22 protein-coding genes are annotated in these 21,666 nt (G+C 61.3%); 9 read left to right on the top strand and 13 right to left on the bottom strand.

Annotation, left to right across the window (positions count from 1 at the left end; all coding sequences use genetic code 11):
- Positions 1-3: 3 nt before the first annotated feature.
- The 5 genes from AB8B29_RS05505 to AB8B29_RS05485 all read right to left on the bottom strand — a co-directional run bounded on the left by AB8B29_RS05505 (position 4) and on the right by AB8B29_RS05485 (position 6,322).
- The gene (locus tag AB8B29_RS05505) at positions 4-1,017 is read right to left on the bottom strand and encodes an OmpA family protein (protein ID WP_113118298.1); all 1,014 of its coding nucleotides are present in this window, start codon (positions 1,015-1,017) and stop codon (positions 4-6) included.
- Positions 1,011-1,952 carry a hypothetical protein gene (locus tag AB8B29_RS05500; protein WP_113084669.1) on the bottom strand — a complete coding sequence of 314 codons (942 nt, stop codon included), beginning with the start codon at positions 1,950-1,952 and terminating at the stop codon, positions 1,011-1,013. Before AB8B29_RS05500 ends, AB8B29_RS05505 begins: the two co-directional genes overlap by 7 nt.
- Positions 1,952-2,770 (bottom strand): hypothetical protein, encoded by an 819-nt coding sequence (locus AB8B29_RS05495; protein ID WP_037199931.1) that lies wholly within the window; start codon positions 2,768-2,770, stop codon positions 1,952-1,954. The genes AB8B29_RS05500 and AB8B29_RS05495 overlap by 1 nt, the downstream gene beginning before the upstream one ends.
- On the bottom strand, positions 2,748-4,196 hold the full coding sequence (locus AB8B29_RS05490; RefSeq protein ID WP_439006207.1) for a hypothetical protein: 1,449 nt from the start codon (positions 4,194-4,196) through the stop codon (positions 2,748-2,750). The genes AB8B29_RS05495 and AB8B29_RS05490 overlap by 23 nt, the downstream gene beginning before the upstream one ends.
- A gap of 200 nt (positions 4,197-4,396) precedes the next feature.
- Positions 4,397-6,322, bottom strand: a complete 1,926-nt coding sequence (locus tag AB8B29_RS05485) for a hypothetical protein (RefSeq protein WP_113090936.1) — start codon at positions 6,320-6,322, stop codon at positions 4,397-4,399.
- 237 nt (positions 6,323-6,559) lie between these two features.
- Here AB8B29_RS05485 and AB8B29_RS05480 point away from each other — a divergent pair, with 237 nt between their 5' ends.
- The 6 genes from AB8B29_RS05480 (at position 6,560) to AB8B29_RS05455 (ending at position 10,017) form a co-directional block, all read left to right on the top strand.
- A complete protein-coding gene (locus AB8B29_RS05480) occupies positions 6,560-7,576 on the top strand; it encodes a ketopantoate reductase family protein (protein ID WP_037199985.1) in 1,017 nt (338 codons plus the stop codon).
- 178 nt (positions 7,577-7,754) lie between these two features.
- On the top strand, positions 7,755-7,982 hold the full coding sequence (locus AB8B29_RS05475; protein ID WP_131512087.1) for a hypothetical protein: 228 nt from the start codon (positions 7,755-7,757) through the stop codon (positions 7,980-7,982).
- 12 nt (positions 7,983-7,994) lie between these two features.
- Positions 7,995-8,936, top strand: coding sequence for a 4-hydroxy-tetrahydrodipicolinate synthase (gene dapA / locus AB8B29_RS05470; protein ID WP_037199986.1), 942 nt, complete (start codon positions 7,995-7,997; stop codon positions 8,934-8,936).
- A 142-nt stretch (positions 8,937-9,078) separates the two neighbouring features.
- Complete coding sequence (locus tag AB8B29_RS05465) at positions 9,079-9,276, top strand: hypothetical protein (protein ID WP_037199937.1); 198 nt, start codon at positions 9,079-9,081, stop codon at positions 9,274-9,276.
- Positions 9,277-9,308: 32 nt separating this feature from the next.
- Positions 9,309-9,578, top strand: a complete 270-nt coding sequence (locus AB8B29_RS05460) for a hypothetical protein (protein WP_037199938.1) — start codon at positions 9,309-9,311, stop codon at positions 9,576-9,578.
- A 109-nt stretch (positions 9,579-9,687) separates the two neighbouring features.
- Positions 9,688-10,017, top strand: coding sequence for a DUF1883 domain-containing protein (locus tag AB8B29_RS05455; protein ID WP_047557885.1), 330 nt, complete (start codon positions 9,688-9,690; stop codon positions 10,015-10,017).
- Between the two features lie 3 nt (positions 10,018-10,020).
- Here AB8B29_RS05455 and AB8B29_RS05450 read toward each other — a convergent pair whose 3' ends face one another.
- Both AB8B29_RS05450 and AB8B29_RS05445 read right to left on the bottom strand, forming a co-directional pair.
- Entirely contained in the window at positions 10,021-11,337 is a 1,317-nt protein-coding gene (locus AB8B29_RS05450) for a replication-associated recombination protein A (protein ID WP_037199941.1), read from the bottom strand.
- A complete protein-coding gene (locus tag AB8B29_RS05445; protein WP_037199942.1) occupies positions 11,334-12,737 on the bottom strand; it encodes a DegQ family serine endoprotease in 1,404 nt (467 codons plus the stop codon). The genes AB8B29_RS05450 and AB8B29_RS05445 overlap by 4 nt, the downstream gene beginning before the upstream one ends.
- Positions 12,738-12,912: 175 nt before the next feature.
- Here AB8B29_RS05445 and AB8B29_RS05440 point away from each other — a divergent pair, with 175 nt between their 5' ends.
- Positions 12,913-13,260 (top strand): lysozyme inhibitor LprI family protein, encoded by a 348-nt coding sequence (locus AB8B29_RS05440; RefSeq protein ID WP_037199943.1) that lies wholly within the window; start codon positions 12,913-12,915, stop codon positions 13,258-13,260.
- A gap of 185 nt (positions 13,261-13,445) precedes the next feature.
- Here the strand turns inward: AB8B29_RS05440 and ilvD are convergent, their stop codons facing one another.
- Positions 13,446-15,284 carry a dihydroxy-acid dehydratase gene (gene ilvD / locus AB8B29_RS05435; protein WP_047557889.1) on the bottom strand — a complete coding sequence of 613 codons (1,839 nt, stop codon included), beginning with the start codon at positions 15,282-15,284 and terminating at the stop codon, positions 13,446-13,448.
- A gap of 352 nt (positions 15,285-15,636) precedes the next feature.
- Between ilvD and msrP the strand changes: the two genes are divergently transcribed.
- Complete coding sequence (gene msrP / locus AB8B29_RS05430; protein WP_047637993.1) at positions 15,637-16,587, top strand: protein-methionine-sulfoxide reductase catalytic subunit MsrP; 951 nt, start codon at positions 15,637-15,639, stop codon at positions 16,585-16,587.
- Complete coding sequence (gene msrQ / locus AB8B29_RS05425; RefSeq protein ID WP_425349994.1) at positions 16,587-17,240, top strand: protein-methionine-sulfoxide reductase heme-binding subunit MsrQ; 654 nt, start codon at positions 16,587-16,589, stop codon at positions 17,238-17,240. The genes msrP and msrQ overlap by 1 nt, the downstream gene beginning before the upstream one ends.
- A gap of 30 nt (positions 17,241-17,270) precedes the next feature.
- On the opposite strand, the gene AB8B29_RS05420 is transcribed toward msrQ, so the two are convergent.
- The 5 genes from AB8B29_RS05420 to AB8B29_RS05400 form a co-directional block, all read right to left on the bottom strand.
- Entirely contained in the window at positions 17,271-18,161 is an 891-nt protein-coding gene (locus AB8B29_RS05420; protein WP_047557893.1) for an efflux RND transporter periplasmic adaptor subunit, read from the bottom strand.
- Entirely contained in the window at positions 18,158-18,367 is a 210-nt protein-coding gene (locus AB8B29_RS05415; protein WP_037199953.1) for a DUF1656 domain-containing protein, read from the bottom strand. The genes AB8B29_RS05420 and AB8B29_RS05415 overlap by 4 nt, the downstream gene beginning before the upstream one ends.
- 4 nt (positions 18,368-18,371) lie before the next feature.
- Complete coding sequence (locus AB8B29_RS05410; RefSeq protein WP_113118299.1) at positions 18,372-20,444, bottom strand: FUSC family protein; 2,073 nt, start codon at positions 20,442-20,444, stop codon at positions 18,372-18,374.
- Complete coding sequence (locus AB8B29_RS05405; protein ID WP_037199955.1) at positions 20,441-20,917, bottom strand: MarR family winged helix-turn-helix transcriptional regulator; 477 nt, start codon at positions 20,915-20,917, stop codon at positions 20,441-20,443. Before AB8B29_RS05405 ends, AB8B29_RS05410 begins: the two co-directional genes overlap by 4 nt.
- A gap of 110 nt (positions 20,918-21,027) precedes the next feature.
- A complete protein-coding gene (locus tag AB8B29_RS05400) occupies positions 21,028-21,651 on the bottom strand; it encodes a TetR/AcrR family transcriptional regulator (RefSeq protein ID WP_037199957.1) in 624 nt (207 codons plus the stop codon).
- Positions 21,652-21,666 lie beyond the last annotated feature (15 nt).

The following is a 21,666-nucleotide window of genomic DNA, read 5'->3' as shown; positions in this document are numbered from 1 at the left end:
GCGTCAGTGCACCTCTGCAGGCAGTGCGGTTCCGGCATTGATGACGGCAACGGGCATCGTTCTGCCGCGCACGCGGATCTCGATGCGGCGGCGCGACTCCACGGCGCCGCGCTGGCCTGAGGTGATCGTATCGCCGGGCAGGATCAATTGCGCTGCGGACATCGGCAGGATGGTGGCATCCTTCAGCTTGGGATTGGCCTTGAGAACATTGGCGACTGCGATGGCGCGGGCGAGCCCAAGCCCGGCATTGTCGGCCGGCAGCAAAGCCGATACCGGCAGCTTGCCGTCCATCGCGCTGATCAGCGTATCGTCGAGATTGGATTTTTCGCGCGCTATCGGCTGTTCGTCCGTGTGGCCGATCACTTCGACGATATTGGCGCCATAGAGGCTCAGATTGCTGGCGATTTCGTCGGTGATCGTCGTGTCCAGCAATCGCGCGAAAGTGGTGGTGAGCTCGGCGCTGCCGGACTGGAAATAATTCTTCTTGGCATCGTCGAGATTGATGATCGGTGGCCAGTCGTGAGCACCCTTCCCGCCTGCATTGCCGGCCAGCAGCTTGTCGACCTCATCGGGCGCGGCCGTCAGCGAGACGCCGTGTTCCTTCAAAACAGCGGCAACCCTGGAAAGCGCTTGCAGATCGGCTGACGTCGCACCTTCGCTCGCTATGCTGTCGAGCGTCTCGCGCGCCAGCACCAACTCGCGCCATTGCTTCTCCACGACCGCCTTGTCGGCTGCCGAGAGATCGCCGGAGACGAGCTTCGACTGTAACTGCACGATCTGCGCTGCCTGCTCGGCCCGCTTCTTCTCCAGCAAGACGATCTGCTGCTCGGCTTTCCCGAGCTTACGCTCGACCTCGTAGCGGCGGTTTCTCTCCGCCGAGATCATGGCGGCGGCAACGAGCAGCAGGCAGAAGACCAGAAGCAGCATGGATTCGGCCATCGTCAGACCGAGGATGAGGCCACGATTATAGCCCTTGTGCTCCAGTTTCGGCCTGCTGTCCGAGGCTTCCGTTACCATAGGCGCCACCAGCGTTTTCGTGGCACGGCTTCGTCCTTCGATACGGTGCCGCCGTCATCGGCTTTCGGTTTCGGGGGCGGCGTTTGCCCCATCGCCTCCGCCATGCGATTGAGCGCTTCTTCGATATTGCGCAACGGCTGCAGCTGCGCCTCGGACATCTCCTTGATGGCGACAATCGCCGGCGCCAGCTCGGCGCGGACAACATCCTCAGGCGACCGGATCTCCTCCAGCTTCTTGCCGACGCTTTCGACAGTGGTGCCGAACTTGCCGATGATATCGGAGAGCTGCGACGTCGTTGCCGTCAGCTGTGCCGCCGCATCGTTGATCGGGGTCACCGCCTGCTTCGCCAGCACCTCCAGGATCTTGCTGATCTCCTGGCCGTTGCGCTCGGCCTGGTGCGCGATCTCCTCGAACCCTTCCGAGAGCATCTGATTGCTGACCCGCCGATAATGGGAGAACTCGCGCGACGAGGAGTCGAGTTCGGTACGCACCCGCCGGGTCATCTCGGCAAGCTCGTGGCGCACGCTGCGCTCTATGTCGATCGGGTCACGCCGCATCTGGTTGAAGAGGATGCGCAGCGTCACACCGGCGATCGTCGAGGTCACGGCGATGCCGAAATTGCGGACGATGGTCTCGATCGATGTTTCGCCGGCGAAGAGATAGAGCGAAACGCCCAGGCTCGACAGGGTGAAGAGGAAACCCATGTAATAGAGATTGTCGCCGGCCTGCTCGTTGTGCAGCCGAAATCCGGCGAAGGCCAGCGATACCACGAAGTAGATGCCCATCAGCAGCAGCGGCACGCCTGTCACGATCGGCAGCGACCAGCCCATGAGCTTCGACGACCAGATGAAGATCATGCCGCCGATGGTGACCGATGCGAAGAGGAGCATCGGCCCATAGTCTCGAATGACGTATCTCGCCTCGGTGCCGGCCATCAGCGTATCCCCTCCAATCGCACGAACCCGTCGAAATGGCCGTTATTGTCCTTGATCCACTGCGCCCAGAAGTTTGCGAGATCCTCCATGCTGAACTTCATATTCGGCCTTTGAAAGGCAAGAATCTTGACCGCGACACCGTCCAGTGACGTACGGAACCTATCGTTGGCGGGGCTATGCAGGAACTTTTGGTAGGAAGCGCCATCACGATAGTTCGAGAAGGCTGTCGTGTGTTCGATCATGTCGGAGGCGACGAACAGGCGTTTCGGCATGCCGCCCGGCGCGCCGGCAAAGACCTCCAGGTTGATCTTCTGGATGGCCGCCATGATCGGCGATTGCGTGCCGGATTCTCCAACATTCAGCTTGCCGGCAATATCCGCAAGCGGCTTCTGGAAACCCTTTTCCCAGCGCGCCTGCGCCAGGCGCGGATTGCTGGTCCATTCGTCGACGTTCGCCCCGCTTCCGGGATTGCAGCCGTGGAAGGTCTGGATGAGCTCGCCCTCCTTTTCCGTCAGGGCGTAGATATCGACCGCGCCGCCGATCGGCACTTCGGCGACGATCTTCTGGAACTGGTTGCGCAGATCGAGCGCCGTCGTATCCGAGATCGGATCGGTGACATCGAGCAATATGGCCGTTTCCGCCTTAGGTCCGTCCACCGGGCAGAGCGACGCCTGATCGACGGCGACATTGCCGCTCGCCTTGTAGCGCAGCCAGCCATAGGCGCCGACGATCCCGAGAGACAGGACGGCAAGGCAAACCGTTGCGATGATGAGGCCGGCGGAGCCGCCGCGCCGACTACGCCGCTTGCGTCGCGCCAAGGGTGCTCTCCGGGAAAAGATTGTCGAGCTTGTGATACTTCTCGATGGCGCTTTCGAATTCGTCGCCAATCTGCTTGATCTGCTCCGACAGCTCGGCCTGTGCGCTCTGGATGCGCGCGCCAAGCACCTTGTCGTCCCATTCTTCTTCTGTGCGCAGCACCGACGTCAACCGTTCCATTTTGTAGGCGGATGCGAAATGGGGCGGTTCCGGCTCGGTGCGTGCCGCCCTATTGGCATCGCGATAGCTGGTGAGCAGCACATTGGCGGCGCGTTCGAGATGGTTCTGGTGTTCGGCAAAAAGGCCGGCGGTTCTGCCGCGATGGGCGATGATGGCAGCCGTCTCCTGCCGGCGCAGCGAGAGGTCGCGGATGATTTCCTCGATCTTGCTGTTGTGCTCGTCGCGGATCTCGCGAAGGTCGTCGATCAGATCCAGCTTGCGGTCGATATAATTGTCTCTCGCCGCATCGAGGCGTTTCTGCACGCCGGCAAAACCCGGATAGGGATCGGTGAGATAGCAGCCGTCGATAAAAGCCACGAGCGAGAACATCAGGCCGACGGCGAAAAGCATCCAGGAGTTCAGCTCCTGCAGCCCCAGCGGCGCCGTCTTCAAGCGCTGTATCACCTCGGCGCCGGCGCCGCTCAAAATGGTGGCCGATACCTCGCGGTAATGTGCCAGCGCGATGTTGATCCCCAAGGCGACGGCGACATAGGCGACGAGACCGAGCAGGCCGAGCAGCTTCAGCGCATAGGAGCGATGCAGGAGGAAGCGGACGCAGAAGAAAGAGAACATCAGCGCCGTGCCGATGTTGAGAAACGCGAAGGCAGCCGCTTCCGTCACGCCGCCGACGACGCCCTGCTCGCTCCCCTTGGCGAGGAAACTACCGTTCATCAGCATTTCAATGAGAACGAGAAAGATGATGAGCGCGACCTTGAAGCCCCAGGCGGCCTTGCTGGAGACCTTTGCCGCGCGCTGCAGCCTGTGCCTGGCCTTGAAATCCACCATTTCGTCCTCGGCGGTCTTCAGATTGCGGCGCAGGCCGTGCAGCTCGTCGACGCCGCTTGCCACCTCCGCCTTGAAATCCGATAGGCTCGAGGCGTTCGCCTGGCGGATCAGCCCGAACTGTCCTTCGAAATCGAGATTTCGCAGGCGGCTGTCGAAGGTCTGGAGCTGATCCTCGAGGACCTGATAGGAGCTCTTCTTCTCGGCTTCGACCCAGGTGACGATCCGCTGCTCCGTCTCGTCGAATGATTGCGCGCCAGATCCTGGCCGGTTCAACCGTCCCGCCGCGGCACCTTTCTCTTTCAAGTCGAGGGTCGATCCGAGCTTGTCGATATCGACGACGGGAAAGACGTCCGTCGAGGCCCGGAAATCATGGCTGGTCTCCCGAACGCTTTCCCAAAGGCGGTTTAAGGCTTCGAAACGCAATGATCTTCCCCGGCGAATTCATCAACTTAGAAAGGACAAACGATAGATCGATACCGCACCGGTTGTTCCCGGTCCATAGCGATCTAGCCAAGGTTAGGATGCGATTGTGGTAAAGACTAGCCCGATGGAACAGTGAGCGGAAAACGCCCGTTCCAGCCGCACCAGACTTGGCGGTTCGAACGGCAGCGTATCCTTAAGAACTACGCCCCGGCCGGATTTGAACTGCTCTTCCAGAAGCCCGCTCTGCGCAGCCCCTCGCGATACATGTCGTGTTGCCATTGCTCCTTGAACGGCACCACGGAAAGCCATTTGTCGATATCGAAGCCGGGATTGGCGTCATGAACGCGCCGGACGAAGAAACCCGCCCTTTCCTTATCACCGAGCATCGCCCAACTCGCTGCCGAAATCCTGTCCGCCAGGCGGGCATCCGCCATCCGGTCGATATAGCCCAGGGCGGCCTCGAAGCTGCCGAGCATATAGCTTGCCGCCGAGGCGATCCAGAAATAGGAATCGGGGCTCAGCGGATGAAGCGCAATGGCAGTTTCGATCTTTTGCAGGGCCAGATCCGGCCGTGACGAATAGATCAGCGCCTCCGCCTGGTCGGCAATGATGCCGGGATGGTTCGGGTTCAAAGCCTCGGCCAATTCCAGCGCTTCGAGGCTTTCGTCACTCGCGCCCTGGAAGGTTTTCGCAACGCCGAATTCGCGATAGCCGTCCGCGATGTCGCGCCGCGCCGCAATCGCCCGCACGGCATAGCCTTCAGCCTCCTTCAGCAGGGCTGCATCCCCGCCCGAGGTCAACAACCATTGCCTGGAATAGGTGCGGGCGATGGAGCTCAAGGCAGGGGCGAAACGATCGCCACTCCGCAATGCAGCCTCGAGCTCCGCTCGCGCCTTCTGCAGATTCGGCAGCGACAAGCGGCCAAGGTAACGTCGACCGGAGAGATAGCGTTGATAGGCCGCTGGACTTCTGTCGAAATGAGCCCGCATCATTTCCCGACGTTCGATCTGCCCCGTCAGCGACAACACGATATGACGCGCGATCTTCTGCCTCTGTTGTTCGTGGGGAGATTGCTCAAGGCTGAGGCGGTCCGCCCAGACGATCTCGTTGCTGGCAGTTTCGACAAGCTGTGAAAATAGCAGGGTGTTGTGGTTCTGCGTGCTTAGACGCATGTGCAGAACATAAGACCGGTCTTGCTGACCGGAGGCCGCATCCTCGTCTCGCCGGCCAATCCGGATAGCGGTGCAGCGATCATTCGCCTCCAGGCTATTCAGCGCGCAGAAGCCTATGGTGATGTCGTCCATGAGGGACGACGCGTCATAAGCGCTGGTTTGTGTGTCGGAGGGACGCAATATCCGCAGCGGTATCCCTATCTTCTGCCCGGCATCCACAGATCCTTCCGCCGAGCCGGCGGCACTTTGACCATGGGTGGGTGACTTATCCTCCGACCGCGAAAATGACGCCAGCAGCGCGCCGCGTCGTTCGAAAATGCGCCTGAAGTGCTCGACCTCCCCGGCCGCGTCGAATATCCGCAGCAGAATGCGCCGGATATCCGGATCCTCCGGATCGGCACCAAAAACCAGGAGTGCGGCCTCTTTCACCAGAGCGATCTCGTCCTTCGTGCTGGCCTGTGCGGCGGCCACCATCAAAGTTTCCTTCAGCACCTGCGCGTGGCGATGCGTCTGCGCCTCACGCCAATGGAAGAAGATCGGGCTCTGGCAATTGATCCCGCCCAGGAACTCCGCTTCGAGCGTTTCCAACAGCAGTTTCAGCTTTGTAAAAACCGGATCGGCCCGATCAGCGTCCAGAAGCGAAATATCGGAAGCCAGTCGCGGCGGCTCAAGCTCGATGGCGGTTTCGCTGAACCGGAGAAACGCCCTGCCCAGCTCGCCCTGGCGGCTTCTTATTCTCGAAACCAGCTTGCGCAGATTGACCTTGGCATTGCCGTTATCGTCCTGCCCCCACAAAAGCTCGGCTATTGCGCTGCGCGGCGCGCGCTCCGCCGGCCCCACCATCAGATAGGCCAGAATCAACAGGCCCTTCTCAGGAAACGCGATCTCGCGGCCATCACTGTCCAGAAGCTTCAAACCACCAAATGTATGCAGCGAAAACATATTTGTGTTCATGAAATCCGCATCAGCCAATACTGGCGGGACAAGCCGAAACTGTGGTCCCTTGCCGGATTGGTTTCAGTCAAGCTCGAGCAAGCCGTTCAAAGAAATGGTGAAATTTCCACAAGGCTGTAATGTGAATGAAGGCCCGACGAATTTCAATTCCAATTGCGCCTGAACTAATAAACCATTCGCCAAATCGCTGATATGACCTACCTTGCAGCAACCGTGATCGACTCGGAGCACTACGCCATGATTTCCTCCCCTCCCAAGACCATCTGCATCTATGGCGCGGGCGCGCTTGGCGGTGCTATTGCGGCAAAGCTGGCCTCCTCACAAGAGGAGCAGGTACACATCTCCGTTATCGCGCGCGGAGCACATCTGGACGGCATTCGCGCTGGCGGCATACGCCTTTGGGAGGCCGATGCGGATCGCCCCCTCGTCGCCCGGATGACGGCTACCGACGATGCGGGCGATCTGCCGCCGCAGGATCTCGTCATCACCGGGCTTAAGGGGCACCAGCTCGGCGCGGCAGCTCCCGGCATCGCCAAGCTCCTGCATGCCGGCACGCGCATCGTGATGATCCTGAACGGCGTGCCGTGGTGGTATTTTCACCGGGACCGGCAGAGCGGCCATGCCGAGCACCAGATGGAGGAACTGGATCCGAACGGCGATCTCTGGCGGCTGATCGGCCCCGAGCGCGTTATCGGCTGCGTTGCCTATCAGGGCGCTGAGGTCATCAGCCCCGGCGAGATCAAGCTCAGCAATAACGGCCACTTCATTCTCGGAGAACCGTCCGGCGAGACGACCGCGGACTTAGAGGCCATCGCAGCGCTGCTGCAGAAGGCGGGCATCAACATCTCCATTTCGGCGCGCATTCGCGACGACATCTGGAGTAAGCTGATGGGCAACGCCGCCTTCAATCCGATCAGCGCGCTGACGCGGGGGTTGATGTCCGACATTATGGACGATCCCGCTCTTTCCGCGATGGTCGGCCAGGTGATGAGCGAGGTGAAGGCCGTTGCCGGGGCTTTGGGATCGCGCATAGCGATATCGGTCGAAGAACGTCTCGAGCGTTCGCGCCAGATCGGGCCTGTGCGCACCTCGATGCTGCAGGATCTGCTTGCCGGCAAGGCACTGGAAATCACACCGCTCGTCGGCGTCGTCGTCACGCTCGGCAAGCTGACGGGCGTGCCGACGCCGACTTCAGCAACGATCCTTGCATTGGTGACGCAGCTGGACCGAAAGAACCTGCAGGCGGCCGGATAGCGGTTCGCCGGCGGGTCTCGCCGGCCGTATTCCTCAACGGATACAGAGTTTCGCGATATCCGCTGAGGCCCCGGCAACGCGGCTCTTTATATCTCCCTTACTTCTTCACCTCCCGCCGCGAATGGATTTCCTATGCTGCCCGGCACTATGCTTGCGTCGAAATATGGAGGCCTATGCCATGCTCGACACGCACGCACCCAGCCTGACGGAATCCATCCGCGTTCTCGTTCACGACAGCGACGAGAGACACCATCGCGTCGCTCCGTCAGCTTCAACAGCAAAGCCCCAGCCCGGACGCCGGCTTCGCAATCGCCAGGTTCGCGAGAAGCGCACCTTTCAGGCGATGTTCGCCTTCGGGCTGCTGCTCGGCGGCCTGGAGCTCTTCATCGTGCTTCACTATCTCTGAGGCGCCATGACCATGGGCAGGCCGAGCTTGCAGAGGCGCATCGGCGGTGCGATCACCGCTCTCGCAACACCATTTCGCGACGGTACGCTCGATACCGTCAATCTGACGGCGCATGTCGAATGGCAATTGCTGAGCGGCGTCGATGGGCTGCTCGCCTGCTCGCTGACGGGCGAAGGGCCGACGCTGACCGATGCCGAACGGGTGCGCATCATAGAAACCTGCGTCGAGCTTTCAGAGGCTAGGACGCCCGTCATCGTTGCGACGGGCACGAATGACACGGCGACGACCGTGGAAGAGACGCTGCAGGCGCAACGGCTCGGCGCCGGCGCCGCCCTCGTGACGGTGCCCTACTATTCGAAGCCGACGCAGAAGGGTGTCCTTCACCACTTCGAGCAGGTTGCGGCGCGCACCGACCTGCCGCTTATCGTCCATAACCAGCCATCCCATACCTCAATCGATCTCGCTCCGACGACGATCGCCCGGTTGGCCGAAATTCCCGGCATCATAGGGATTGCTGATGGCAGCGGCGATATCACGCGCCTGGATCTTTGCCGCCCCCTGCTGCCGGAATGGTTCGGTTTCTGCGCATCCAGCGACACAAGCGCGCTCGCCTTTACGATTGCGGGCGGTCATGGCTGTTTTTCCAACGCCGCCAATATCGTACCCCGGCTCTTCCGTTCCATGCAGCATTCAGCAGCCTGCGGCCACCTGGCCGCCGCCCGATCAATCGATGATCGCTTGCGGCCGCTGTTCAACGCGCTGAGACAGGAGAGCGAGCCCGCAACGGTCAAGCACGCCTTGTCACTCATGAGAGATTTCGAACCGGACGTACGCCTGCCGCTGGTCTCCGTCGAAAGTCAAACCGCGGCGGCGATCCAGGCCGCCGTCGCGCCGCTTCAGCTCGACGGCAGCGGCCGGCTTGCGTCCCGCCATGCCCTCCGGCTGGGATTGTAAAACCGCTCCATCCCTATGAGATTTTAATATTTTTGCCATTTCAGACAAATGGAAATCCTAGCGGCCCAACCATAGATTCAACAGCGTGGCACCTGAAGCGGTCTTAGCGGACCAGAGGTGCCGGTGACACTGGAAAGGAACTATGATGTCACGCTTTATGCATGCCGGCGTACCCGCCGATCCCCTCCAACGCCCTCGTGCTGCGACCCTCGCAGCCAGCGGGTGGCGCATCTCTTCACAAGCGTTGCTGGACGGCCTTCACGCCGTCGCTCCGCGCCTCGGACTTGTCCTTCTCATCGCCGGCGTCCTCCAGATGCTGCTGCATTGGGCCGGGCATTGAGTGTAATCGAAGAGATCCACGAGGAAAATCACATGGCAAACGCACAGTATATCCAACGCCGCTCGGCTCACAGCTCCCTCTTGCCGGCTCCGGCCCGCTTCATCGTCGGCCGTGACCGTCGCGGCAGCTGGATTGTCCAGGACCGGCAGGGCCTCGTCGGCGGCCTATTCCGCAACGAGGCTGCCGCCCTGCATTTCGCAGCGGAAGAGTGCAACCATAACCCGGCGGACATCTGCCACGCGCCCGAAGGCGTTGTACTCGACCTGGATGGCTTCCCGGCCGCCTCTTCCAATCTTCATTAGACCCTGCCCTTGAGCGCAGGCTTCGACAGCTGCACACCCGGCCCAACGTTTCCTTAACCCGGCTTCGGGTAGGATTTCTGGCCGGGTGTTCCAGAGAATAGAAACGCAAATGTCAAAGCCTGCCTTCCGCTACAGCCACTACGATCTCAAGGAACAACGCACCGGAACGGTGATCGAGATCACACTATCAGCCATCGCCAACGTGCGGCTGATGAACAGCTCGAATTTCGAGCGCTTCACGGAAACCCTCAAGCATCAGTTCATCGGCGGTGTCGCCAAGAAATCGCCGATCCGGCTGACCATTCCCGAAGCCGGCCATTGGCATCTCGTCGTCGACATGGAGGGCCATAAAAGCCTGGCGGAATCGAGCGTGAAGATGGTCGACAAAACGGCTGCTCCGCGTATCCAGAAGGCACAGCAGGACGTCACCGGCCGGTGAAATCTAGCGCTCGCCGCGCTCTTTGCGAAGCTTCGCCCACCAGTCCAGCCGCTTGCGGATTTCGCGCTCGAAACCGCGTTCGGGCGGATCGTAGAAGGTCTGGCGGCCCATCTTCTCCGGAAAGTAGTTCTGGCCTGAAAAGGCATCCGGCTCGTCGTGATCATAATGATAGCCGTCGCCATATCCCTCGGTGCGCATCAGTTTCGTCGGCGCGTTGAGGATATGCTTGGGCGGCAGCAGCGAGCCGTTCTGCTTGGCTGCCTGCGTGGCCGCCTTGAAGGCGGTGTAGACCGCATTCGATTTCGGAGCGGTGGCGAGATAGACGCAGGCCTGCGCCAGCGCCAACTCACCCTCCGGTGACCCCAGATAGTCATAGGCATCCTTGGCGGCGTTGCAGATCACCAACGCCTGCGGATCGGCAAGCCCGATATCCTCGACCGCCATACGCACCAGCCGGCGGCCGAGATAGAGCGGGTCTTCGCCGGCATCGAACATGCGGGCGAGATAGTAAAGCGCCGCATCGGGATCGGAGCCGCGCACGGATTTATGCAGGGCCGAAATGAGATTGTAGTGCCCGTCCTGCGCCTTGTCGTAGACCGGAGCCCGACGTTGCACGATCTTGACAAGCATATCGGGATCGAAAAGCTCGTCCTTGCGCGCGGCGCGCCAGACCTCCTCGGCAAGCGTCAGCACAGAGCGGCCGTCGCCATCAGCCATGCCGATCAGGCTGGCGCGGGCATCTTCAGTCAACGGCAGCGGCTTGCCTTCCACGGCCTCGGCCCGGCGCAATAACTCTTCCAGGCTTTCCTCGTCATGCGAGCGGAATGTCAGGACGCGGGCGCGGGAGAGAAGAGCGGCATTGAGCTCGAAGGATGGGTTCTCCGTCGTGGCGCCAACCAGAATGACCGTGCCGTCTTCCATGACGGGCAGGAAACTATCCTGCTGCGCACGATTGAAGCGATGGATCTCGTCGACGAAGAGCAGGGTCTGGCGGCCAGCCATGCGGCGCAGCCGCGCGGCCTCGAACACCTTCTTCAGATCCGCGACGCCGGAGAAGATCGCCGAGATCTGCTCGAAGGCAAGACCGGCCTCGCCTGAAAGCAGCCTTGCGACCGTCGTCTTGCCAGTGCCGGGAGGGCCCCAGAAGATCATGGAGCCGAGCGACCCCGCCTCGATCATCCGGCGCAGAACGCCGTCTTCGCCCGTCAGATGCGGCTGGCCGGTGACTTCGGCCAGCGTTTGCGGCCGCAGACGATCGGCAAGCGGTCGCTTGTTGGCGACCTCCTCCGGTATCTGCGGTGCAAACAGGTCGTCATTCATCGGAAGAACTGCCTGATACGCTGGCCGTCACGATCGATCTCCACGCGCCAAAAACTCGGATTGGAGCCGACAGTACGCTGCAATATTTCAGTAGAGTTCACGGCGACGCCATTGATGGAAACAACGATATCTCGCGGCGCGAAGCCGAGGCGCTCGGCGGGCGAATCCGACTTCAGACTTTCAATGACGACACCGGTCGAATCGGGCGGCAGATGCAATTCGTCGGCAACGCGCGGTGAAAGATTGGCAACGGTTGCGCCGGCGAAGGGATTATTGCCCTGGATAAGCCTTTCATCTCGCGGCGTGGATTCAGGCGCAGCGGCAAGCGTCATGCTGGCCTCATGCTCCTTGCCATTGTCCAGCACCGTCAACGACACGGTGGCGCCGAGGCCCGCCGTCGTCAGGCGATAGCCGAGCGCATCCGGATGCTCGACCGGGATATTATTGAGAGCGGTGATCACTTCCCCTGGCTTCAAGCCGGCCTTGGCTGCCGGGCCGCCATCGAGGACCTTGGTCACTAGAGCGCCGCGCACCTTGTCCAGGCCAAGCGCTTCGGCGACATCAGAGGTCACAGGCTCGAAGGAGGCGCCGATATAGGGGCGCTCGAAAGACTTATCGCCGCGATCGGATGCCGCAAGGAAGACCTTGACCAGGTTGGCGGGGATAGCGAAGCCGATGCCGTTCGAGCCGCCGCCCTGCGAGAAGATGGCGGTGTTAAGCGCAATCAGCTCGCCGCTCATATTCACCAGCGCGCCGCCGGAGTTGCCGGGATTGATCGAGGCATCGGTCTGGATGAAGAAGCCGACTTCGTTCTTCACCTGGTTGCGGGCGAGCGCCGAAACGATGCCGCTCGTCACCGTCTGCCCGACGCCGAAGGGGTTGCCGATCGCCAGCACGAGATCACCGACCTCGACCGCATCGGAATTGGCAAGGGGGAGGATCGGGAAGCTCTCGTTCTTCGACTGAATCTTCAGGACCGCGAGATCGACCCTGTCGTCCTTCAGCACGACCTTGCAGGGAAACTCCCGGCCGTCCGACAGCGCAATCTTGATATCATCGGCACCGTCGACGACATGATTGTTGGTGATAACAGTGCCGTTCGCCTCCACGATGACGCCTGAGCCCAGTGAAGACTGCTTCTCGGTGCGATTCGGCATGCGCTGGCCAAAGAACTGCTCGAAGAAGGGATCGCCGGCGAAGGGGGACTGCCGCTGCACCATACGCTCGGCATAGACGTTCACCACCGCTCCAGCCGTCTGCTTGACCAGCGGTGCGAAGGAAAGCTGCATCTGCATCTGGTTTTGCGGCACCGACTTCGCCGTCTGCGCCTCAGCGGAAAGCGGCATCGCCATGATGAGGGCAATCATCGAAACGGTGGTGCGCCTCAGGAGGACATGCATGGAAACTTCCTTTTTTAATGCTCTTGAAACAACGTTGTAGCGCCCGACGCTAGAAAGAAAAGAGGGCGGAAGCATGAAGCATAAATGGAAGTTTGCGGCGATAAAAAACAGGTTCGATGAACAAAAACATGCTGTCATGCATTTTGCGTTGTGAATCGTCAAAGGGAGCAGAATCATGCGATTGAACAGCCTTGCCGCCGCCGTCCTCATTATCTCCTTCAGTGCAGCCGGCGCCTCCCATGCCGCCAGCTTCGATTGCGAGGCGCAGAACCTGAAGCCGGATGAGAAGACGATATGCGACGTCAGGGCGCTCAACGACGCAGACGTGAAGATGGTGACGACTTTCGACCTGCTCTCGGGGCTCCTCGCCATGGGCGCGCGCGGCGCGATGCAGGACCAGCAGACAGAATGGCTGAAGAAGCGGCAGACTTGCGCCGCGGATGTCGCCTGCCTGACATCGTCCTATCAGGATCGCCTGAAGGAGCTGAACGAAACGTATAAGCAGATCAATCGACCGCTATGACGAGCCAGAAGATCCTGCGCTGTCGTCCCCTCTCCCCGCCTGCGGGGAGAGGGCTACCGCACGAGCGGTGGGCTTTGCCATCGCCGTGAATATCCAGAAGGCCCCTCATCCATCCTCTCTCGGTCTCGCTCCGCGCGACCGAGAGAGTCCACCTTCTCCCCGCCTTGCGGGGCAAAGGGGCTTAATTACTTCCCGCCGAGATCCCTGACCGCGCCGCGGTCAGCACTGGTCGCAAAAGCCGCATAGGCCTTCAGCGCCGTGGTGACGTTGCGCTTGCGGAACTCAGCCGGATGCCAGCCCTTGGCGTTCTGGGCTTCGCGGCGAGCGGCGAGTTCAGCGTCGTCGACGCGCAGGCTGATGGTGCGGTTCGGGATATCGATGTCGATCATGTCGCCTTCGCGCACCAGACCGATCGTGCCGCCGTTTGCCGCTTCCGGCGAGGCGTGGCCGATGGAGAGACCCGAAGTGCCGCCGGAGAAGCGGCCGTCGGTGATCAGCGCGCAAGCCTTGCCGAGACCCTTCGACTTCAGATAGCTCGTCGGATAGAGCATTTCCTGCATGCCCGGGCCGCCCTTCGGGCCTTCATAGCGGATGACGACAACGTCGCCGGCCTTGACCTCGTTGCTGAGGATGCCCTTAACGGCCGAATCCTGGCTTTCGAAGACCTTGGCCGGGCCGGAGAATTTCAGGATCGATTCATCGACGCCGGCCGTCTTCACGATGCAGCCGTCGAGCGCCAGATTGCCCTTGAGAACGGCCAGTCCACCATCCTTGGAGAACGGATGCTCTACAGAGCGGATGACGCCCTTTTCGCGGTCGGTGTCGAGCTCGTCCCAGCGGGAGCTCTGGCTGAAGGCAACCTGGGTCGGGACGCCGCCCGGTGCAGCGCGGAAGAATTCGCGCACGCTCTCGCTGTTGGTGCGGGTGATGTCCCAGCGATCGATGGCATCGCCGAGCGTTTCAGCGTGAACGGTCGGGCAATCGCGATTGATCAGGCCGCCCTTGTCGAGCTCGCCGAGGATCGACATGATGCCGCCGGCGCGATGCACGTCTTCCATGTGAACGTCGCTCTTGGCCGGCGCTACCTTCGATAGGCAGGGCACTCGGCGCGACAGGGCATCGATGTCGGCCAGGGTGAAATCGATTTCGCCTTCATGCGCCGCCGCCAGGATGTGCAGAACCGTGTTGGTCGAGCCGCCCATGGCGATATCGAGCGCCATGGCATTCTCGAAAGCCTGCTTCGAGGCGATGGTGCGCGGCAGGGCGTTGTTGTCGTCCTGTTCGTAGTAGCGACGGGCGAGATCGACGATCAGGTGACCGGCCTCGACAAAGAGGCGCTTACGGTCACCATGGGTCGCCAGCGTCGAGCCGTTGCCGGGCAGCGACAGGCCGAGTGCTTCGGTCAGGCAGTTCATCGAATTGGCGGTAAACATGCCGGAGCATGAGCCACACGTCGGACAGGCCGAACGTTCGATGGTGGCGACATCCTCGTCGCTGATCTTGTCGTCGGCTGCCGCAACCATGGCGTCGACCAGATCGAGCGCGACCTTCTTGCCGTGCAGGACGACCTTGCCGGCTTCCATCGGGCCGCCCGAGACGAAGACCGTGGGGATGTTGAGGCGCAGCGACGCCATCAGCATGCCGGGTGTGATCTTGTCGCAGTTGGAGATGCAGACCATGGCGTCGGCGCAATGGGCGTTGACCATATATTCGACGCTGTCGGCGATGAGCTCGCGCGACGGCAGCGAATAGAGCATGCCGTCATGGCCCATGGCGATGCCGTCGTCGACGGCGATGGTGTTGAATTCCTTTGCGACGCCGCCGGCCGCTTCGATCTCGCGCGCCACGAGCTGGCCGAGATCCTTCAAGTGAACGTGACCGGGCACGAACTGAGTAAAGGAGTTGACCACCGCAATGATCGGCTTGCCGAAATCGCTGTCCTTCATACCCGTGGCGCGCCAAAGGCCGCGCGCGCCGGCCATGTTGCGGCCGTGGGTCGTGGTTCTGGAACGATAAGCTGGCATGGTGTCTTCCTCGTCATCCTGGAATTTATGCAGCGTCGGCCGGCCTGGGCTTTGCGCCGAAGGGAGCGCCGACAGTCCTGCTTTTTGGAATTGTCCTAATCCAATCGTGCGGTACTGTCACTATCAACTCAAGCGAATCCGGTACGCTGCAAGGCAAACGCGAGTTGGGACGACCGTTCCGCTTCATCGCGATCAAACGATACGATCAGAATTGGGAACGAAGCAGCCCGATCACAAGTGCACACAAAAAGTTGGTTTCCCTCGCAAAGAAATACCGGCCTAAGAGTGTAACAAAATGCGCACCTGCTGCGTATAGCTCATATCGAAGCTGAGATTGCATAGAGGAATAGTCATGGCTGCCTACCGCCCGCCGAAAATTGCGTCGTCCGAGATCACGCCGCGCTCAGTCTACCTAAAGCGCCGCGACTTCCTGACGGCTGCCGCGGCCGGCATCGGCATGACTGCCGCCGGCGGCAAGGCCGCACTGGCGGATGCGCTGACCGCGACGAAGAGCAACTACACCGTCGACGAGAAGCTCACGCCGATCAAGGATGTCACCACCTACAACAACTTCTACGAATTCGGACTCGACAAGGCCGATCCGGCCAATCTTTCCGGCAAGTTCAAGCCGCGGCCATGGACTGTCAAGGTCGACGGCATGGTCAACAAACCCGGTACCTTCGACATCGACGCGCTGATCAAGGAGTTTCCGCCGGAAGAGCGTGTCTATCGGATGCGCTGTGTCGAGGCATGGTCGATGGTCATACCTTGGGATGGTTTTCCGCTCTCGGCCCTGCTCGATAAGGTGGAGCCGCTCGGCAGCGCCAAGTTCGTCGCCTTCGAGACGGTCGTCAGGCCGGAGGAAATGCCGGGGCAGTCAGGCCTTCTCCAATCCTTGGACTGGCCCTATGTCGAAGGCCTGCGGCTGGACGAGGCGCGCAATCCGTTGACGCTGCTTGCCGTCGGTCTCTACGGCGAGACCCTGCCGAACCAGAACGGCGCGCCGATCCGCCTCGTCGTACCGTGGAAATACGGCTTCAAGGGCATCAAGTCGATCGTGCGCATCACGCTCACCGACAAGCAGCCGCTGAACACATGGCAGGTGACCAATAGCCAGGAATACGGCTTCTACGCCAACGTCAATCCGGCCGTCGACCATCCGCGCTGGAGCCAGGCAACGGAGCGCCGCATCGGCGAAGGCGGCTTCTTCAGCTCCAACCGTCATCCCACCCTGCCCTTCAACGGCTATGCCGATCAGGTTGCGAGCCTCTACACCGGCATGGACCTTCGGGTGAACTTCTGATGGCTCTTTCGTTGACCCTGCCCAAGCGCTGGCAACCCGCCTCCGTCTGGGCGCTTTACGTCGTCGGGCTGCTGCCGGCCGCCTGGGAATTCTATCTCGGCGCCACGGACCAGCTCGGTGCCGATGCAGTCAAGACCTTCGAGCTTTTCCTGGGGCTCTGGGCGATCCGCTTCCTGCTGCTGACGCTTGCGGTCACGCCGCTCAGAGATCTCTTCGGCTGGAATTATCTGCGCTATCGCCGAGCGCTCGGCCTGCTCTGCTTCTACTACGCGCTGATGCATCTGATCGTCTATATGGTGCTGGATCAGGCATTGGACGTGCAGGCTGTCGTCGTCGACGTGCTGAAGCGACCCTTCATCATGTTCGGCATGGCAGGCCTCGTCATGCTGCTGGCGCTGGCGGTGACGTCAAACAATTTCTCGATCAAACGTCTCGGCAAAAAATGGATCTGGCTTCACCGTCTGGTCTATATCGTCGCCGCCTGCGGTGCGCTGCACTTCGCGCTCTCGACCAAGATCCTGTCGCTGGAGCAATATATCTATATCGGCCTGCTGATCGCCATGATCCTCTACAGATCCTACAGGCCGATCATGATGGAAAAACGCCGGGCCGCGCGCAGGCCGGTTGCGGCTTCCAGCTCGAGAGCGGCCTGAACTCGGCCGCCCTGCCCTTTCACGCGATGTTCATTCCGCAGCGCTGGCGATCTTGGCCTTGCCCTGTTCCTGCACCTCGACGGTTGCCGTCAGGCCGGCAATCAGCTTCGTGCCATCGGGCACCTTGTCGAGCGCGATGCGCACCGGCACGCGCTGCGCCAGGCGCACCCAGCTGAAAGTCGGGGTGATATTGGCAAGCAGGCTGCCGGAGGTGCGCTCGCGGTCCTCGATGCCGTAGGCGATGCTTTCGACATGACCGGTCAGCTTCTCGGCCTGGCCCATCAGGTGGATGGAGACTTCATCGCCGACATGGATGCGCGGCAGCTTGGTTTCCTCGAAATAGCCTTCGACCCGCAGAGAATCGGTATCGATCAGCGCCACCTTGGCGGTCCCTGCCGAAACATAATCACCTGGACGCAGGCTCAGGTTCGAGATCGTGCCGTTGACGGTGGCGCGGACTTCGGAGCGGTCGAGGTTGAGCTGGGCGAGCTCGCGATTGGCCGTTGCCTGACGGAGAGAGGCTTCGTCCTGCTGTTCGGTCGTCTGCGCCTGCTCCTTCTGCTGGAGCGAGGCCGCATCGCCGAGACGCGCCTGCCGCTGGCTTTCGCGGCTGGCCTGATCGAGAGCGGCCTTGCTGCTTGCCAGAGCCGCATCCGCTTGTTCGAGCGCGATGGCGAAGCGATCACGATCGACGCGAAAGAGGAGATCGCCCTTCTTGACGGTCTGGTTGTCCTTGACCATGACCTCGCTGACAAGACCGGAAACGTCAGGCGCAATGCCGACGACATCGGCGCGCAGACGCGCGTCGCGCGTCCAGGGCTCGTCCATGTAATGGCCCCAGAGCTGGCGGCCGACATAGACGGCAGCGACGACGAAGATGAGAGTGACGGCCACACGGCCGATGAGTTTTAGCGTGTTCATGTGAAGTACCAACGGGAGACAGAGGAGACGGCGCCGAGCAGCAGGACGTAAAGTGCGAGATCGAAGAGGCCGCGATGCCAGACCAGAGTGTAGGCTCCAGCCCATGCAAGCAGGCGTCGAAGAACGATGACGACAAACAGCGTCACGAGCATGAGCACGAGAAGGCGTGGAATGTAGACGCCATAGAGATCGAATTCTGCGGGCATGATATTACTCGGCGGCAATGGGAAGAGGTTGAGACGTGTCCGATATTGGCAGTTGCCAGCTCGCCGGCGGCTCGGCATGCGGGAAGAGCGCGCGGCGAAGTCCCACGAGGGCATCGAGGCTGGCCCGGCCAAGCTCGCGCTTGTTCTGCGCAACCGCTTCGAGACCGCGATCGATCGATACGCGCAACTCGTCGGACGGATCGATGGCACGCTTGGCCTTCAGCCGCGACCGATAGAAATCGGATACGCCGATCAGGACTTCGCTGACGGACGCGGCAGCGGCGGAATTCAGTTGCACACGCTCCTTCTGCAGCATCAGCACATTGAAGCCGAGCCGGACATCGGCGTAGCCGTCGACCTTCTTCAGCTCGCGGTCCTCAATGCCGGCAAGGCGCGGCACGAGCTGGCCGAGCCGATCGAGAATGCGGCCAGACAGGCGCTCATGGTCGGCGCGGCGAATGCCAGCCGCCGTTTCGGCAAGGTCGGTCCAGCCGGCCCGCACCAGTCGCCATGCGGTGAGTTCGGAGCCGAACGGACGGGTGACCAGAGTCCAGACGAGCGCGAAGCCGATGCCTGCCAAGGCGGCGATGGCGCTGTTGGTAAAACTGGCGAAATCGGCGGTGTAGCGATCCTGTAACGCTATGAACGTCGCGCCGTTCACCGCCAGCAGCATGGCAAGCAGGTTCGTCTGCGGCCGTGGGATCAAAAGACCCATCACCAGGAAGGGCGGCGCGAAGACCAGCACCAGCATCTCGAAGCCGGAGATGGAGGGCAATATGGCGAAGATATAGAGGCAGGCGATCACCAAGCTCATCGCGCTCCAGATGAACATGGAGGTAATGAAGGGCGCGGGACGATCGAGCGAGGCAAAAAACGAACAGGCGACGGCCGCCATGGTGACGAAACCGGCGCCATCCTCCCATCCGGAATAGATCCAGAAGAAGCAGGCGACGGCGATACCGACCACGACCGCACCGGCCGAGAAGGCAAGCATGGCATAGTCATAGTGCCTGCTGTGCCCGACGACGTTCCGGTGCCGGAAGGCGGGCCGCCAGGTGCCGACCTGCTGCCCTGAAACGATCTGGTCGCGCAACGTCAGGCAATCCTGCCAGAGATCGACGATTTCCTTCAGCCGAGCCAGAGCGCTCGACCGGACGAGATCGTCCCAGCCGAGATCAAGGTCATTCTGCTGCAACTCCTCGATCTTTCTGGACAAGGCATCCGCGGTATCGTCGGCCTTGCCGCGGCCGCCCTGCCCCAGCCAATCGGCGACTTCGTTCAGGACCGTGACAAGCTCCTGAGGCAGCGGCTTTTCGCCCGCCTTCAGCGCATGCAGGCGATCGGCGAGCGACGAGAAGAGCGGCAGCAACATCAACAGACGACCGCGCAGCTCACGGGAATGCCTGACGATATCGCGGCTGCCCGCATCATATTTAAGCTGGCTGATGACGAGGTCGAGGCCGGAGACGTCGGCGGCAAGTTTCTGCCGCTTCAGCGGGGTCGCGGGTGCAGCGCCCTCTCCGCGCAGGATTTCATCGGCCCAGGTGCCGGCATCGTCGAGCCAGGAGCTGATGCGCTGCCCCAGCACGGTTCCCACACTGCTCGGGAAGATGATGGAACTGACGACGCTTGCGCAAACGATGCCGATGATGATCTCCTCGGAGCGGGCAAGCGCTACATCAAATACGGTTTCGGGCGAACCGACGGTCGGCAGCGCGATCAGCGGCAGCGAATAGGCGGCGAGCATGAAGACATAACTGCGCGACGTACGGTCGAGCATCGCGATGAACAGCAGGGTCCCAGTCCAGAGCGCCACGACGACGGAGAGCAATTCCGGCGCATTGACCAGGAGCGGAACGAAGATCACCGAGGCACAGGCGCCGATAAGCGTGCCCAGAGCGCGATAGAGCGCCTTCGAGCTCGTTGCTCCCGCGAGAGGATTGGCAACGACGTAGACGGCAGCCATGGCCCAGTAAGGGCGCGGAAGGTCCAGCGACAACGCAATGAATAGCGCCATGATGGCCGCGATGAACGCCTTGACCGAAAATAGCCAGTCCCGCCAGGATGGAATGCTCATAAGACCTTCTCCCGCTCCTGCTCGGCATCGACAGTCCGCGGCGCCTCGAACTCCTCGAAGGCCTTCAGGACGCGGATGGCAGCTTCGATATCGGCCCGGTCGACATTGGCGAGGATCCTGCCACGCAGTTCGTCGAGCGCGTCCTCCATGCGGGAGGCAAGCGCCTCGCCTTCCGCTGTCAGCCACAGACCTTTCGCGCGGCGATCCGTCGGATCATCCTTGCGGATGACGAGGCCCATGCTTTCGAGCTGATCAAGCAGCCGAACCAGGGACGGCCCCTCGATGCCGACATAGGTGGCGAGAACCACCTGCCGGATACCTCCTCCCAGACGGCCGATCCACAGCAGTGGTGCCGCCGCGGCCTCCGACAAGCCGTAGGAACTCAGCGCGAGGTCGACGACCCGACGCCATTGGCGGCCGGTTGACAGCAGGTTTGCGGTGAAGATGCGTTGCAGGGCGTTAAACGATTTCATAGCAATCTATTAGCACTGAACTAATTAGGATTCAAAGCATATGGGCGCATATTGCCATCTAAAATGCGAAACGCAGCTATGCGCGCAGCGACGGGCGGATCATACCGGGGCTAGTCGGCGCTGCGCAGATAGGAACAGATCATCCTGATCAACTCCTGCTTCAGCTCCGGCGACCCGAGCGCACGCTTTCGGGCCGCACTATGGATCACACCCTCGACCGCACCGGACAGCAGCTGCGCAAGAACATCGTTGGCTGGACCGCCGTGGCCGTTACGATGCACGGCGAGAAAACTCCTGTAATGACTGTGATACTCCGCCAGGAAGGCGTCATGGGCCAACCTCGAACCATCATGCCCCGGCGCTTCATCCAGGAGCACCCTGTGAAGCTCGGGATTGACGTTATGAGCATCGATCATGCCTTGAACGAGTCCTTCGGCACTCTCTGCCAACGGCAGTTCACCGGCCGTCGCCCTCCGCATGACAGCCAGAACCTCATCGAAGTGGTGACGACGAATGGCCTCGACCAAAGAAAGCTTGTCGGGAAAATACTGGTAGAGCGAGCCAATGCTTATCCCGGCGACCACTGCGACGGCATTGGTCGTGAACCCCGCCCATCCGCGGTCGCCCAAAACGCGAGCACCTGCTTCGATGATTGCTTCGACCGTCGCCCGGGAACGCGCCTGGCTCGGCTCTTTTCGCATCGGCGATCCCGGCTTTTTAATGCGAGTAGACATGTACGCCCTGCTCTC

Source organism: Rhizobium sp. 11_C7_N12_5, assembly GCF_051811145.1.
Taxonomy (GTDB): Bacteria; Pseudomonadota; Alphaproteobacteria; order Rhizobiales; family Rhizobiaceae; genus Rhizobium; species Rhizobium lusitanum.
The sequence above is the reverse complement of the archived record's forward strand: the minus strand, read 5'-3'. Positions and strand labels throughout refer to the sequence as shown.